This is a genomic window from Mycobacterium sp. D16Q16 (assembly GCF_002013745.1).
Lineage (GTDB): Bacteria > Actinomycetota > Actinomycetes > Mycobacteriales > Mycobacteriaceae > Mycobacterium.
This window is the reverse complement of record NZ_MAEY01000023.1, coordinates 80,079-92,792: the sequence shown is the minus strand read 5'-3', so window position 1 is coordinate 92,792 and position 12,714 is coordinate 80,079. Positions and strand designations below refer to the sequence as shown.

Annotated in this window: 12 protein-coding genes and 1 riboswitch; of the genes, 8 read left to right on the top strand and 4 right to left on the bottom strand. The window is 63.9% G+C overall.

The genetic code is table 11. The features are described from left to right. Positions 1–7: 7 nt before the first annotated feature. Complete coding sequence (locus B4394_RS21125; RefSeq protein ID WP_078316229.1) at positions 8–979, bottom strand: TerC family protein; 972 nt, start codon at positions 977–979, stop codon at positions 8–10. 256 nt (positions 980–1,235) lie between these two features. Beyond that, a riboswitch (SAM riboswitch) is annotated at positions 1,236–1,348 on the top strand. 32 nt (positions 1,349–1,380) lie between these two features. Here B4394_RS21125 and B4394_RS21120 point away from each other — a divergent pair. From B4394_RS21120 to B4394_RS21105, 4 genes are all read left to right on the top strand, one after another. Next, complete coding sequence (locus B4394_RS21120; RefSeq protein WP_078311536.1) at positions 1,381–2,676, top strand: aminotransferase class V-fold PLP-dependent enzyme; 1,296 nt, start codon at positions 1,381–1,383, stop codon at positions 2,674–2,676. Positions 2,677–2,758: 82 nt separating this feature from the next. Next, complete coding sequence (locus tag B4394_RS21115) at positions 2,759–4,348, top strand: flavin-containing monooxygenase (protein ID WP_078311535.1); 1,590 nt, start codon at positions 2,759–2,761, stop codon at positions 4,346–4,348. Further along, on the top strand, positions 4,345–5,304 hold the full coding sequence (locus tag B4394_RS21110) for an SDR family NAD(P)-dependent oxidoreductase (RefSeq protein WP_078311534.1): 960 nt from the start codon (positions 4,345–4,347) through the stop codon (positions 5,302–5,304). Before B4394_RS21115 ends, B4394_RS21110 begins: the two co-directional genes overlap by 4 nt. A 52-nt stretch (positions 5,305–5,356) precedes the next feature. Continuing rightward, positions 5,357–5,794 carry a hypothetical protein gene (locus B4394_RS21105; RefSeq protein ID WP_170914974.1) on the top strand — a complete coding sequence of 146 codons (438 nt, stop codon included), beginning with the start codon at positions 5,357–5,359 and terminating at the stop codon, positions 5,792–5,794. Positions 5,795–5,797: 3 nt separating this feature from the next. Here B4394_RS21105 and B4394_RS21100 read toward each other — a convergent pair whose 3' ends face one another. Beyond that, positions 5,798–6,319 carry a 2-oxo-4-hydroxy-4-carboxy-5-ureidoimidazoline decarboxylase gene (locus B4394_RS21100; protein ID WP_078316181.1) on the bottom strand — a complete coding sequence of 174 codons (522 nt, stop codon included), beginning with the start codon at positions 6,317–6,319 and terminating at the stop codon, positions 5,798–5,800. A 114-nt stretch (positions 6,320–6,433) separates the two neighbouring features. On the opposite strand from B4394_RS21100, the gene B4394_RS21095 reads away from it, so the two are divergent. Further along, the gene (locus tag B4394_RS21095) at positions 6,434–7,120 is read left to right on the top strand and encodes a hypothetical protein (RefSeq protein WP_078311532.1); all 687 of its coding nucleotides are present in this window, start codon (positions 6,434–6,436) and stop codon (positions 7,118–7,120) included. Positions 7,121–7,126: 6 nt separating this feature from the next. Here the strand turns inward: B4394_RS21095 and B4394_RS21090 are convergent, their stop codons facing one another. Continuing rightward, entirely contained in the window at positions 7,127–7,615 is a 489-nt protein-coding gene (locus tag B4394_RS21090; protein ID WP_078292562.1) for an inorganic diphosphatase, read from the bottom strand. Positions 7,616–7,771: 156 nt separating this feature from the next. Here B4394_RS21090 and dacB point away from each other — a divergent pair, with 156 nt between their 5' ends. The 3 genes from dacB (at position 7,772) to tilS (ending at position 11,171) form a co-directional block, all read left to right on the top strand. Then, the gene (gene dacB / locus B4394_RS21085) at positions 7,772–9,169 is read left to right on the top strand and encodes a D-alanyl-D-alanine carboxypeptidase/D-alanyl-D-alanine endopeptidase (protein WP_078311531.1); all 1,398 of its coding nucleotides are present in this window, start codon (positions 7,772–7,774) and stop codon (positions 9,167–9,169) included. Positions 9,170–9,237: 68 nt separating this feature from the next. Beyond that, positions 9,238–10,239 (top strand): Rv3626c family coenzyme F420 biosynthesis-associated protein, encoded by a 1,002-nt coding sequence (locus B4394_RS21080; RefSeq protein ID WP_176138356.1) that lies wholly within the window; start codon positions 9,238–9,240, stop codon positions 10,237–10,239. Next, positions 10,218–11,171, top strand: coding sequence for a tRNA lysidine(34) synthetase TilS (gene tilS / locus B4394_RS21075; RefSeq protein WP_078311529.1), 954 nt, complete (start codon positions 10,218–10,220; stop codon positions 11,169–11,171). The genes B4394_RS21080 and tilS overlap by 22 nt, the downstream gene beginning before the upstream one ends. Positions 11,172–11,180: 9 nt before the next feature. Here the strand turns inward: tilS and B4394_RS21070 are convergent, their stop codons facing one another. Then, positions 11,181–12,677, bottom strand: a complete 1,497-nt coding sequence (locus B4394_RS21070; protein ID WP_078316179.1) for a flavin-containing monooxygenase — start codon at positions 12,675–12,677, stop codon at positions 11,181–11,183. Positions 12,678–12,714: the final 37 nt, after the last annotated feature.

Genomic DNA, 12,714 nt, shown 5'->3' with positions numbered 1-12,714 from the left:
TAGAGCCCTAACCCTCTGTGGCAGTGCGCCGGGTCTTGTACAGGCTGGCGACGGTGGTGATGAGCAGCGTCACGATGATCACCGCAAGGCTTGCCAATGTGGGGATTTCGGGTACGTGCACCGGCTCGCCGCCGTTGATGAACGGCAGTTCGTTCTCATGCAATGCATGCAGGATCAGCTTGACGCCGATGAAGAACAAGATGAACGCCAGCCCCTGCGACAGGTACACCAGGCGCTTGAGCATGTCGCCGAGTAGGAAGTACAGCTGGCGCAGGCCCATGAGGGCGAACACGTTGGCAGTGAACACCAGGTAGGGCTCTTTGGTGAGCCCGTAGATCGCGGGGATCGAGTCGAGCGCGAAGAGAAGATCGGTGGTGCCCAGCGCGACGATCACCAGGAACATCGGCGTCATGAGTCGCGTGCCGTTTTCCTTGACCCACAACCGCAGACCGTCCCACTTGTCGGTGGTCCGCAGGTGCTTGCGGGCGAACTGCACCACGGCGTTGTCGGCGTCGTCGTCATGCTCGGTGTCGCGCGCCAGGTTGATGGCGGTGTACACCAGGAACGCGCCGAACAGATAGAAGATCCAGGAGAACTGGTTGATGGCTACCGCACCGAGGGCGATGAAGATGCCGCGGAAGATCAGCGCCAGGATGATGCCGATCAACAGGGCCTCTTGCTGATAGACCCGGGGCACCTTGAAGCTGGCCATGATGATCAAGAAGATGAACAGGTTGTCCACGGAGAGGCTGTACTCGGTGAGCCAGCCCGCGAAGAACTCCAGCCCGAACTGGCTGCCGTGGAAGACCCACACCCAGAGGCCGAACGCCACTGCGAGCCCTATATAGATGCTGAGGGCGGTGGCGGTTTCACGAACGGTGGGTTCATGGGGCCGTCTGCCGATCACCACGACGTCGACCAGCAAGATCGCGACCGTGACGGCCAGGGTGATGATCCACTCGAGCTGGGATACCTGCATGAAATAACCTCCGGTCGCCAAAACGCCGGAGGTCTCTTCCGCCGGCGAGTGACCGGCCTGCGGCACCGACCGGTCCGACAATGGCCGATGTGATGACGACACCGCAGCGAAGGAATACTCCCCTCCGCTAGTCAGTCTGCCCTATGGCGCGGGGATCGGAAAATCGGGCTGGACTGACGAGCTGACACCGCGGATTTGAAATCACCCTGCGTAATGCGCTTGACGGTGGCTGCGGACGACGAGCAGACTGCGCACAGGTCATGAGAACCAGCGATAAGCCCTGGCTAGCTGGTCGGCAACCCTCCTCCACGGTGGGGTGCTCCAGGTGACGACCGGGCCGCGCTCAACCGGGCGTGGCAAGCGTGGACTCGCCGGGCGGGTCCGGTGAGATGGGATGTCACATGTCAGTGTCCAAACAATCTGGGTCCGAGCAACCGGCCGCGCGTGTGGTGGGAGCCGACACCAAAGTTCCTCTGGCCCAAGGTGGCTGGATCAGATACGCCAATTTTGACTACGCGGCCAGCGCACCCGCGCTCTGTGCTGTCGCGGACCGCATCGCCGAGTTGCTGCCGTACTACGCCAGTGTGCATCGTGGTGCCGGATACGCCTCACGTGTGTGCACGGCTCTCTACGAGGGTGCCCGTGAGACGGTCGGACGCTTCGTCGGGGCCGCCGCCGACCACCATGTGATCTTCACCCGTAACACCACCGACTCGTTGAATCTGCTCGCCTCGGCGGTGCCGGGTGAGGTGGTGGTTCTCGATATCGAGCACCACGCAAACCTGTTGACCTGGCAGCGATATGAGGCCCGGGTGGTAGGGCATCGAGCCACCGTTGCGGACACCGTTGCCGCGCTGGCTGACGAGCTGGCCCGTCGGCCGGCCGCGCTGCTGGCCGTCACCGGGGCTTCGAATGTCACCGGCGAGGTGCTGCCGCTGGCCGAACTCGCGGCCGTCGCGCACCGGTACGGAGCGAGGATCGCCGTCGACGGCGCACAGTTGGTTCCGCACCGCCGAATCGACTTGGTGGCAAACGGAATCGACTATCTGGCGTTTTCCGGGCACAAGCTGTATGCGCCGTTTGGCGCCGGAGTCCTTGTGGGGCAAAGCGACTGGCTCGACGCCGCGAGGCCTTATCTCGCGGGTGGTGGGGCGGTGCGCAATGTTGGTATTGAGGGGGCCGAGTGGCTCGCGGGACCGCAGCGGCATGAGGCGGGCACGCCCAATGTGGTTGGCGTCGCCGCCGTGGCGGCTGCGTGCGAGGCACTGGCCGCGCTGGGGGAGATAGGCCACGTCGAGGATGCGCTCACCGCGCAACTTCGGGACGGGCTTGCCGCGATTGAAGGTGTTGACACCCTGCGTATTTGGAACAGTGGCCGGGACGTGCTGGGCATTGTCTCCTTTACTGTCGCCGGATACACACCGTCGGTCGCCGCGGCCTATCTGTCGGCCGAGCACGGAATCGGGCTACGCGACGGCAGATTCTGCGCGCACCCGCTGTTGGACAGGTTGGGATACCCGGGGGGTGCGTTGCGCGCAAGTATCGGGCTGGGAACCACCGCGAGTGACATCACACGCCTCGTCGACGCGATCGGTGAGCTTCTCCGTCGCGGGCCTGCGCTGACCTATACCGAGCGTGATGGGCAGGTCGGGCCGGTTGATGACAGGCGGCCACTCCCGGATTTCCTGGTGGCCTAGGCACCAACACAGTACCCGTAACTCATAATACGTGATACTTTCAGTTCGACACATCACAGGGTCGGACTGACAAGGACGTCGAATGACTAGTACACGTGTGCGGGGTAGCGAAGTCAACGGTGGGGAACGGGCAGTTCCCGACCATGAGGTCGTGATCATCGGAGCAGGCTTCGGCGGCATCGGAGCGGGTGTCGAGCTGACCAAAAGGGGAGTCCACGACTTCGTGATCTTGGAGAAGTGGGGTGCTGCCGGAGGCACCTGGCACGCCAACAAGTACCCGGGCGTGGCCGTCGACATCCCAACCTTTATCTACAGCTTCTCCTATGACCAGAAGACCACCTGGTCAAAGTTCTTCACCCCCGGTGACGAGCTTGAGGGGTACGCGAACGAACTCGTGGACAAGCACGAACTGCGCCGCAAGATCCGATTCAACACGCGGGTGGTGCGTCAGGAATTTGATGAGGCGCACAACATGTGGGCTCTTACTCTGGACGATGACAGCGTCATCACTGCCCGGCACGTGATCGCCGCCACGGGTGGCCTCGAGCAACCCAAGCTCCCCGAGATAGACGGCATCGATTCGTATCAGGGTGTACTGATGCATACCGCGTTGTGGGACAAGGATGTTCAGCTGGCCGGAAAACGAGTGGCAGTCATCGGCACAGGTGCCACATCGCTGCAGCTGGTTCCAGAGATCGCTCCTGAGGTTGGCCATCTCAGCGTCTTTCAGCGCACCCCCATCTATGTGGGGCCCAAGCCCGACTTGAAGTACAACGCATTCTGGCGCGCGCTGTTCGGATTCCCGGGCGTTGCCAAGGGCATTCGGCACGCCATCAACCTCAGTACCGCGTACATTCCGGACGCAGTCTTCAAGCTCGACTCCAAGTACGTCGAATCCGCGTCGATGGCCCTGGCCAACCGGATGCGTGGCTGGATGCGTACGCAGGTCGACGACCCGGTAACCCGAGAGAAGCTGCTGCCCTACTACGGTTTCGGCTGCAAGCGCCCCTCCTTCTCCAATACCTATCTCAAGACGTTCAACCGCCCCAACGTGGCTTTGGTGACCGAGCCCATCGAGCGGATCACCGAGAAGGGCCTGCTTACCGCGGACGGGGTCGAGCATGAAGTGGATGTGTTGATCTGCGCCACCGGGTTCGCGATCTGGGATCACATGCCGGCCTTCCCGACCGCCGGACGGCGCGGCAAGGATTTGAAGCAGTTCTTCCAGGAGAACCGTTATCAGGCATACCAGGGTGTTTCGATCCCGGATTACCCCAACTTCTTCCTCGTCCTCGGACCCTACGGATACGTCTTTGGGCCTTATCACATGCTGATCGAGTCGACCACCGCGCACGCGGCCCGGGTCATCGCGGAGACGAAGAAGCGTGGTGCGACCACCGCGGAGGTCAAGCAGGATGTGCACCAGGCCTACTTCGACAAGATGCACGAGCGCAATAAGAATCACCTGTGGCTCTCGCCGGCATGCTCGACGGCCAACACCTACTACATCGACAATCATGGTGATTCACCGTTCCGCCCAGGCGGTTTCGGTGAAATGTACTTCCATAACAAGTACTTCCGGCTGGACAACTATCGGTACGGTACCGAGACAGTGGCGCCGGTCGTGAAGGTGGCGTCGCGACGCAAGCGCAACAAGGAGGTTGTGGGATGAGACTGCTGCCCGGACGTAAGCCAGAACTTGTCGTGGTGACCGGTGCCGGAAGTGGCATCGGGCGAGCCATCGCCATCCAATTCGCACGGGGTGGTGCGGAGGTGGTTGCCTCCGATCTGGATCTGACGACCGCTCAGGAAACGGCCGCGATCATCCATCGCAAGGGACATCGGGCGGTGGCGTTTCAGCTCGATGTCACCGACCCGGCGGCCTGGGAGCGGTTCGCTGATCAGGTGCGGGCCGAATACGGCGTTCCCGACGTACTGGTGAACAACGCGGGCATCATGGTCGGCGGGCGCTTCTTCGACCTGGAACAGGAGCATTGGGAAAAACAGTTCAGGGTCAACGTATTCGGTGTCGCCTATGGCGGACGAGTCTTTGGCAAGCAGATGGCCGAACGTGGCCGCGGTGGTCAGATCGTCAATATCGCCTCGGCGGGCGCCATCACCCCGACGCCGATCTTCCCCGCCTATTCGGCCTCCAAGGCGGCGGTGAAGATGCTGAGCGAGTGCATGCGAATGGAATTGGGCCCCAAGGGGATCGGTGTATCTGCGGTATGCCCCGGTTTCATCAACACGAACATCGGGGTAAACGCCACTGTCGCCGGTCTGGACCTTCGTGATGATGTGCGCGAGCGTGCGAACAACGCCATGAGGGCCTTCCAGTCCTCTGCCCCGATGCGGGTATTGGACCAGTTGATCGGTCCGCCGCAGGTCGCGCGTGCCACGGTCCGCGCGGCGCGTTACAACTTTGCGGTGGCCCCGGTGCGTCCGGAAGCGTGGCTGGGCTACTTCTTGAGCAGGCTCCTGCCCGGTCTCAATCGCCATTTCATGTATCCGATTCCGTACTGGCTCGGATTGGATATCGACACGCTCATGCCGAAGGTGCAACGCGTCATCGACAATCTGACCGAGCGCACCCCGGCGGCGCCGCTCACCGAGCAGTCGACAGTGTGATCGGGGGCCTATCGGCTCACCCGGAATTCAACGATGGCCATGCCCGGACCTCCTGGGTACCGTGGCGGCTGTGGCGACACAACATCAGACGTTTCGGATTTTCACTGACGATGCTGCCAGCTGGCGCGAACTGACCAATGGAACGGGTGTCACCGCACGCGTCAACGCCCCCGATCTCAAACAGGCACAGCGGGCCCGGCATTCTCTGCGCACCGCGCGCAAGGACGCGCCCGCGGTCATCCTGGATGTCTACGTGCACATCGAGGCCGACTCGCGATCGGCGCGTAAGCACTTCGCGAGTCTGAGGGTTCCGGCGGCGGTCTCGTATGCGGGTACCCCGGAAGGGCTGGCGGGTTTGATCGCCGATATCTACCTGGCTGGTGTGGCCGACGGGGTGACTCTGATTCCGGCGTCGCCCACCACGGATATCAGTTGTGCCGCACGCCGCGTACTCGCGTTGCTGCCCCAGCGGATACCGCTGGCGGCGTAGCGATCACCAGTTGTCGTAACCACCCTCGGGGCCGAGCATGCGCTCCAGGCGGGTGCGGTTGATCTTCGCGAGTTCGTTGCGCGTCACCTTGCGCTCGGTATCCACGTCATGGTGCATGCGGTCGGAGATCGCGCGCAGCACCGAGGCGCCGTCCTGCCCACACATGTGCATGACGAAGCGATGCCCGAAGTGGTGCTCGTATCGATGCGCGGCGGCCCGCAGCGCGGCCATCATTCCCGGGGTCTCATCGCGGATCGCACACTGTTCGGCATGGGACCGCGCGCTTCCTGGACGTTTTCCCAGCGGCGGATAGGCGATCAGAACCTCGTCGAGTGACTCCTCGGACAGCGCGAACAACTCGTTGTCGGCCAGTCGGAACAGGGCGTCATGGTCGGCGAACGGCCGCGCCGCGGCGATCTTCCGTGCCCAGGTCACACTGCCGCCGCATTCGTACAGCGCGTGGACCGCTTTGGTGTCGGGCATCTCGTTGAACGTGTCGCGGCCGATGCCCTGATGCATCAACATAAGACCATGATTCGACGGGTCGCCGCTGTTCGCTAGAGGGGGAGCGTGCATTTTGCAGGAGCTTAACGCGACGTAACATTGCAGCGAGTAGGACTGGGGAGGGAGTGGGGGACAGTGACGGATCCAGCCTGGCAGCAGTACCCGCAGGAGCCGTGGCCGCCCGGCGAGCCGATTCCCTATCCCGAGGATCCGAAGCCGCCGAAATGGCCATGGATAGTCGCCGGCGTCAGTGTTCTGGCGGTGCTGGCGATAGCCCTGACGGCGATCGTGGTCATTACCCGCCGCACCGAGGTGGCAGCTCCGACGACGGTCACCGTCACTCCGTCGACGACGTGGACGGGGCCCAATGACGTCCCGCTGCCGTCGAGGACGACGACCGAGCCTCCTCCGCCCTCCCCACCGCCGCCGAACCCCAGCACCGGTGCCGAGACCACACCCACGACCACCGAAGCGCCTCCGGTGCCGACCACGACCGAGGCGCCTACACCGGTGCCCACTGCCGGAGAAGGCCCTGGCGGGTCGGGCACAGGAGGCAAGAGCGTCACCTACAGTGCGTGGGGCTCGGGCGTCGACCCGCTGCCACCGCATTTCGGATTGAAGGTCAGTTATTGGACCGGCACCGAGCTGGTGACGATCCAAGACATCAAGCTTCCCTGGGGTGTCTCGGTGATGATCACCAACTCTGCGGCGTCGCCACGCATGATTGTCGACTGGGGTGAGGCCAGCTGCTCGATCACAGTCGACGGTGTCGTCGTCGTCAGTAACAGCGGCCCGATGGGCGCCGTATGCGTGGCGCCCTGACCCGGGTCAGTGGCCCTGGGTCTTGAGCCGTTCGAACGACGCGATGACCTCGGCCTCGGCCTCGGTGCGGCCTACCCAGTCGGCAGCCTTGACGAACTTGCCGGGCTCCAGGTCCTTGTAGTGGACGAAGAAATGCTTGATGGAGTCCAGTTCGAAGGACGACACGTCGCCGATTTCCTGGATGTGATCCCAGCGCGGGTCGCCTGCGGGCACGCACAGCACCTTGTCGTCACCGCCGCCGTCGTCGACCATCTTGAACATGCCGACGGGCCGAGCTTCCACGATCACACCGGGGAAGACGGACTCGGGTAGTAGTACCAGGGCGTCCAGCGGGTCGCCGTCCTCGCCGAGGGTGTTCTCGATGAAGCCGTAGTCGGTGGGGTAGGCCATCGGGGTATAGAGGTAACGGTCCAGGCGTACTCGGCCGGTCTCGTGATCGACCTCGTACTTGTTGCGCTGCCCCTTGGGGATCTCGATGGTGACGTCGAACTCCACACCCGCTCCTTGAATGTCGGTGGTACTCAGTCGGTCGGTCTTCGCGCAAGCGCTCATCAGTGTCTGCAGGTCTTCGCGCCGGTGCTCATCCGCGTCTGCAGGCCTTCGGGCAAGCGCTCGTCCAGCGCGCACCAGGATAGCGATACCCTGCAGAGCATGGTCACCGCCAGGGCACTTGATCCGCGTCGCTGGCGGCGCTCTACCCACGTCCTGCTGGCCGTCGCCGTCGTGTTGGCGATTGCCGCGCTTGTTCTCGTGGCGTCGCTGACCACCGGAGCCTCCACCGCCCGCCAGCCGCAGAACGCCGATCCCGAACCGACGCTGGTTACCCCGAAACCGGGCGTCGTGCCGGTTTCCGATTCGGCGCCGGTTCCGACCGCAGATGGTTTGACACAAGCGCTGGACAAGGCGCTGGCCGATCCGGCGCTGGCCATGTTCACCGGACGGGTAACCGACGCACTGACCGGCCGCGAGCTGTGGCAGCAGGGCTCCACGGTGCCGATGGTTCCCGCATCTACTAACAAGGTGCTGACCGCCGCGGCGGCATTGTTGACCCTTGATCGGGCCGCGAAACTCACCACATCAGTAGTTGCGGATACCGCGGGACAGCGGGGACTGGTGACATTGGTCGGCGGCGGCGACCCGATTCTCAGTGCTGCGCCGGCGGACACCGACACCTGGTACCGCGACGCCGCGCGCATCAGTGATCTGGCCGATCAGGTACGTAAGTCGGGGGTCACGGTCACGTCGATCACGGTCGACATCAGCCGGTTTGGTGGCCCGTCCATGGCGCCCGGATGGGACCCGGCCGATATCGACGGCGGTGATGTCGCGCCCATTCAGGCCGTGATGCTCGACGCCGGACGTACGCAGCCAACCGATTATGACTCGCGTCGTTCCACCACGCCCGCCCTCGACGCGGGGCGTGCACTGGCTGCGGCGCTCGGGGTTGACACCGACATGGTGCGGTTGGACTCGGCGCCGCCGTCGGCGAAATCCATTGCCTCCGTTCAGTCAGCCCCGCTGATGGAGCGGCTGCGCGAGATGATGAATGCCTCCGACAACGTCATGGCGGAAACCATTGGCCGTGAGGTGGCGTTGGCCTCGGGCCGGCCGCAGACCTTCTCCGGAACTGTCGATGCGGTCACGAGTCAATTACGCAGCGCAGGAATCGATCTCACAGGTCTGACGCTGCGTGATTCCAGCGGGTTGTCAGTGGACGACAGGGTTACCGCGCGCACCCTCGACGAGGTCATCGGAGCCGCCGCCGGCCCTGATCAGCCGAAGCTGCGCCCGCTGCTGGATGTACTGCCCATCGCCGGTGGCAGTGGCACGTTGTCCGAACGCTTTGTCCTCCAAAACCAAGCCGCGGCAGGATGGTTACGCGCCAAGACGGGATCGCTCACGGGCGTGAACACCTTGGCCGGTGTGGTCACCGACGCCAGTGGACGGGTGCTGACCTTCACGCTGATGCAGAACCAGGCGACCGCACCGACCGCGCGCAACGCGGTGGATAACACCGCAGCGGTATTGCGGTCCTGCGGATGTAGCTGATGGCCGTGCCGGATCGCATCGGGAAGGGCGGAGCCGGAACCGAGCGTCCCGAGCTGACGGTTGGCCGCATGGTCAACTGGGATTTCGCCGCGACCGTGGGCGCCAAACTGGCGCGGCCCGCGCCGCCCACCACCGAGTACACCCGCCAGCAGGCCATCGCCGAGCTCTCGGATGCGGCGCGGCGCGCGGAGGCCCCGGTGCGTGAGCTCACTGGCCTGGCGGACGGCCTGGTGGTACCGGAGGCGCGGATCATCGATCGCCCCCGTTGGATCGCGGCGGCGGCCGAGTCCATGCGCGTGATGGCTGGCGGTGACGGCGGTTCCGCGGGGTTCCTGTCGGGCCGTGTCACCGGGGCGCAAACCGGTGCGGTGCTGGCCTTCGTGTCGTCGGGCATTCTCGGGCAGTATGACCCGTTCACCGCGGACGGTGCGGGTGCGTTGCTGCTGGTGTACCCGAACATCATCGCCGTGGAACGCCAACTTCGGGTGCTGCCAAGCGATTTCCGGATGTGGGTGTGCCTGCACGAGGTAACCCATCGCGTGCAGTTCTCGGCCAACCCGTGGTTGGCCGACTACATGTCGGGCACCCTGGCGACTCTCGCGTACGAGCAAGAGGAGGATGTGGCTGGCATGCTCGGCCGGCTGGCCGAATTTGTCCGCGCGCCGAAAGATCAGGGCCAGAACGGGATCGTCGATCTGCTGCGCGCCATGCAATCCGAAAGCGGCAGGGATGCACTGGATCGCCTGCTGGTACTGGGCACGCTGCTCGAAGGGCACGCCGACCATGTGATGGACGCGGTGGGTCCGGCCGTTGTCCCGTCGGTGTCGACCATCAGGTCTCGCTTCGAGGCGCGACGCTCACGCAAACAGCCACCGTTGCAGCGGATCATCCGCGCCCTCATCGGCATGGATGCCAAGATGCGTCAATACACCCGCGGTAAGAAGTTTGTCGACCACGTGGTGGGAACCGTGGGGATGGAACGCTTCAACAGAATCTGGCAAGACGCCGAGACACTGCCCAAGCCCGCCGAGATCGATAACCCGGACCAATGGATAGCCCGAGTACTTTAGCGCTGCGGCAGGCTGTCAAATCGTTTGGTGTTCAGCATCTTCGGGATGCGCGACAGGTTGCCGTGGCGGTCTCCGGTGGTGCGGATTCGCTGGCGCTTGTGGCAGCCGCTGTTGCGCAGGGCTGGGCCGTGACCGCACTCATCGTCGATCATGGGCTGCAGCAGGACTCCGCCGAGGTTGCGGGCCGGGCACGGAATCAGGCGTTGGCTCTGGGGTGTCATGCTGCCTTGGTTCTTTCGGTGATCGTGGACGGTGCTGGTGGTCTTGAAGCGGCGGCGCGCGATGCCCGCTACGCCGCGCTGCGCGAGGCCCGGGATGGCCTACCCGTACTGCTCGCCCATACTCTCGACGACCAAGCCGAGACGGTGCTGCTGGGACTGGGACGAGGCTCTGGGGGGCGTTCCATCGCGGGAATGCGTCCCTGGGATGATCCGTGGGGGCGACCACTTCTGGACATTCGCCGAACCGAGACGCGCGCCAGCTGTGCCGAATTGGGTCTGACCCCGTGGGAAGACCCGCACAATGTCGACTCCCGCTTTGTCCGGGTGCGGCTGCGTCACGAGGTGCTGCCGCTGCTGGAGCAGGTTCTTGGTGGCGGTGTTGCCGAGGCGCTCGCCCGAACCGCGGCATCATTACGGGACGACGGCGATGCGCTCGATGAACAGGCGCGGGCAACCTTCACGGGTGCGGAGCGCCTGGCGATCTCTGGTCTGCGTGATCGAGCACCCGCCGTGCGGCGACGGGTGCTCAGGCTCTGGTTACTGGCAGGCGGTGCACAGGATTTGAATGACAGCCAGATTCGTGCGGTGGACGCGCTCGTTGTGCAGTGGCGTGGACAGGGAGGGGTCGCGGTGGGCGCCGACCTTCCGTACCAGCGTCTGGTGGCATCCAGATCAGGTGACCATCTGGTGCTGTCGATTCACGATGTCTGACAAACGGGTCTACGTGATGGCGAAGTCCTCGCGGATTGGCGACGTGAGTGTGCGGCGGTAGTCCACGGGAGGCCAGGGCCATAGCTCCGGTACCCCGTCGGCTCCCAGATACCAGCTGTCACATCCGGTGGACCACACGGTATTGGGCATAGCCCGGCGCACTTCGGCGTTGAAGGTCTCGGCGGCGTGCGCCGTAGGCGCTACCGATTTAACTCGGCCGGAACGGATCTCGTCGATCCAATGCATCGCGAACTTCACCTGTGTTTCGGCGATCGAGATCAGTGAGTTGTTCCCGATCGGGCTGTTCGGGCCGATCAACAAGAAGAAGTTCGGAAATCCGGCGAGGCCCACGGCCCGGTATGCGCGCGGTCCGTCACTCCACGCCTCGCTGAGCTTGATCCCGTCGCGCCCGATCACCTCCATGGGGCGCAAGTATGAGTGCGCGTCGAAACCTGTGGCGCACACCAAGATATCGAGTTCGTGCAGAACTCCGTCCTTGGTGATGACGCCCTGCGGCACGATGCGTTCAATCCCCTCGGTGAACACCTCGACATTGCGGCGTTGCACCGCCTTGAAGAATGGCACCGACATCACCAATCGCCGGCAGAGCGGCTCGTAATCGGGATGCAGCTTCTGGCGTAGCGCCGGGTCGCGGATGAGTAACCGATGCGATGCCCGGACGAATCCCTGGATGAGCCGCCGCCGGATTCCGGGGTTGACCACTGATCCGCCCACACCGCGTTCAAAATAGAAGCGCCACAGGCGATAAGAGAATCTGTTCAGAATCGGCACGCGGGACCATATCGACTTTGACATGGCCGAATAGGTGAAGTTGGGAACCGGTGCGACCCATTGCGCTGAGCGCTGGAACACCGCGAGACTCTGCACATCTTCGGCGAGAGCGCTGATGATCTGGACTCCGGAGGACCCGGTGCCGATAAGTCCGACCCGCTTCCCGGCATACGGCACCGAGTGATCCCACCGGGCCGAGTGAAAACACGGACCGGCGAAGGACCGCAGCCCGTCGATATCGGGGAGGCGTGGCAGATGCAGCACTCCGGTGGCACTGATGACGACGTCAGCGGTGTCGCGGCTCCCGTCGGAAATCTCCAATTCCCAGTGGGACTGGCCAGGCCCATCGACCCATTCGGCTCGGCTGACGGCTGCCCCGAAGCGAATGTTCCGGCGCAGACCCTGCTCGTCGGCGAATCTGACGAAGTACTGGTGGATCTCCGGTCCGGGTGAGAAGCCTTTACTCCACGCAGGATTCGGGGCAAAGGAGTACGAGTAATAGCGCGACGGTACATCGCACTGCAGGCCCGGGTAGGTGTTGTCCCGCCAGGTTCCGCCGACCTCATCCGCCTTCTCGTAGACGGTGAAGTTGGTAATGCCGCGGTGCCGGAGGGTGGAGGCCATGCACAGCCCGGACATGCCGGCCCCGATCACGACCACCCGGATATCGCGGGACGGCAGCTTTTCGCTTGCCCCGTAAGCGCCATTGCTCACGTTTCCATAGTGGCCTATTTCGTAAACAAAGTCACTA

Excerpts from the sequence above, each read along its gene's own strand:
- B4394_RS21115 (WP_078311535.1), top strand. The coding sequence starts at position 2,759 with ATGACTAGTACACGTGTGCGGGGTAGCGAAGTCAACGGTGGGGAACGG.
- B4394_RS21100 (WP_078316181.1), bottom strand. The coding sequence starts at position 6,319 with ATGTTGATGCATCAGGGCATCGGCCGCGACACGTTCAACGAGATGCCC.
- B4394_RS21110 (WP_078311534.1), top strand. The coding sequence starts at position 4,345 with ATGAGACTGCTGCCCGGACGTAAGCCAGAACTTGTCGTGGTGACCGGT.
- B4394_RS21080 (WP_176138356.1), top strand. The coding sequence starts at position 9,238 with ATGGTCAACTGGGATTTCGCCGCGACCGTGGGCGCCAAACTGGCGCGG.
- tilS (WP_078311529.1), top strand. The coding sequence starts at position 10,218 with ATGGATAGCCCGAGTACTTTAGCGCTGCGGCAGGCTGTCAAATCGTTT.
- dacB (WP_078311531.1), top strand. The coding sequence starts at position 7,772 with ATGGTCACCGCCAGGGCACTTGATCCGCGTCGCTGGCGGCGCTCTACC.
- B4394_RS21120 (WP_078311536.1), top strand. The coding sequence starts at position 1,381 with ATGTCAGTGTCCAAACAATCTGGGTCCGAGCAACCGGCCGCGCGTGTG.
- B4394_RS21125 (WP_078316229.1), bottom strand. The coding sequence starts at position 979 with ATGCAGGTATCCCAGCTCGAGTGGATCATCACCCTGGCCGTCACGGTC.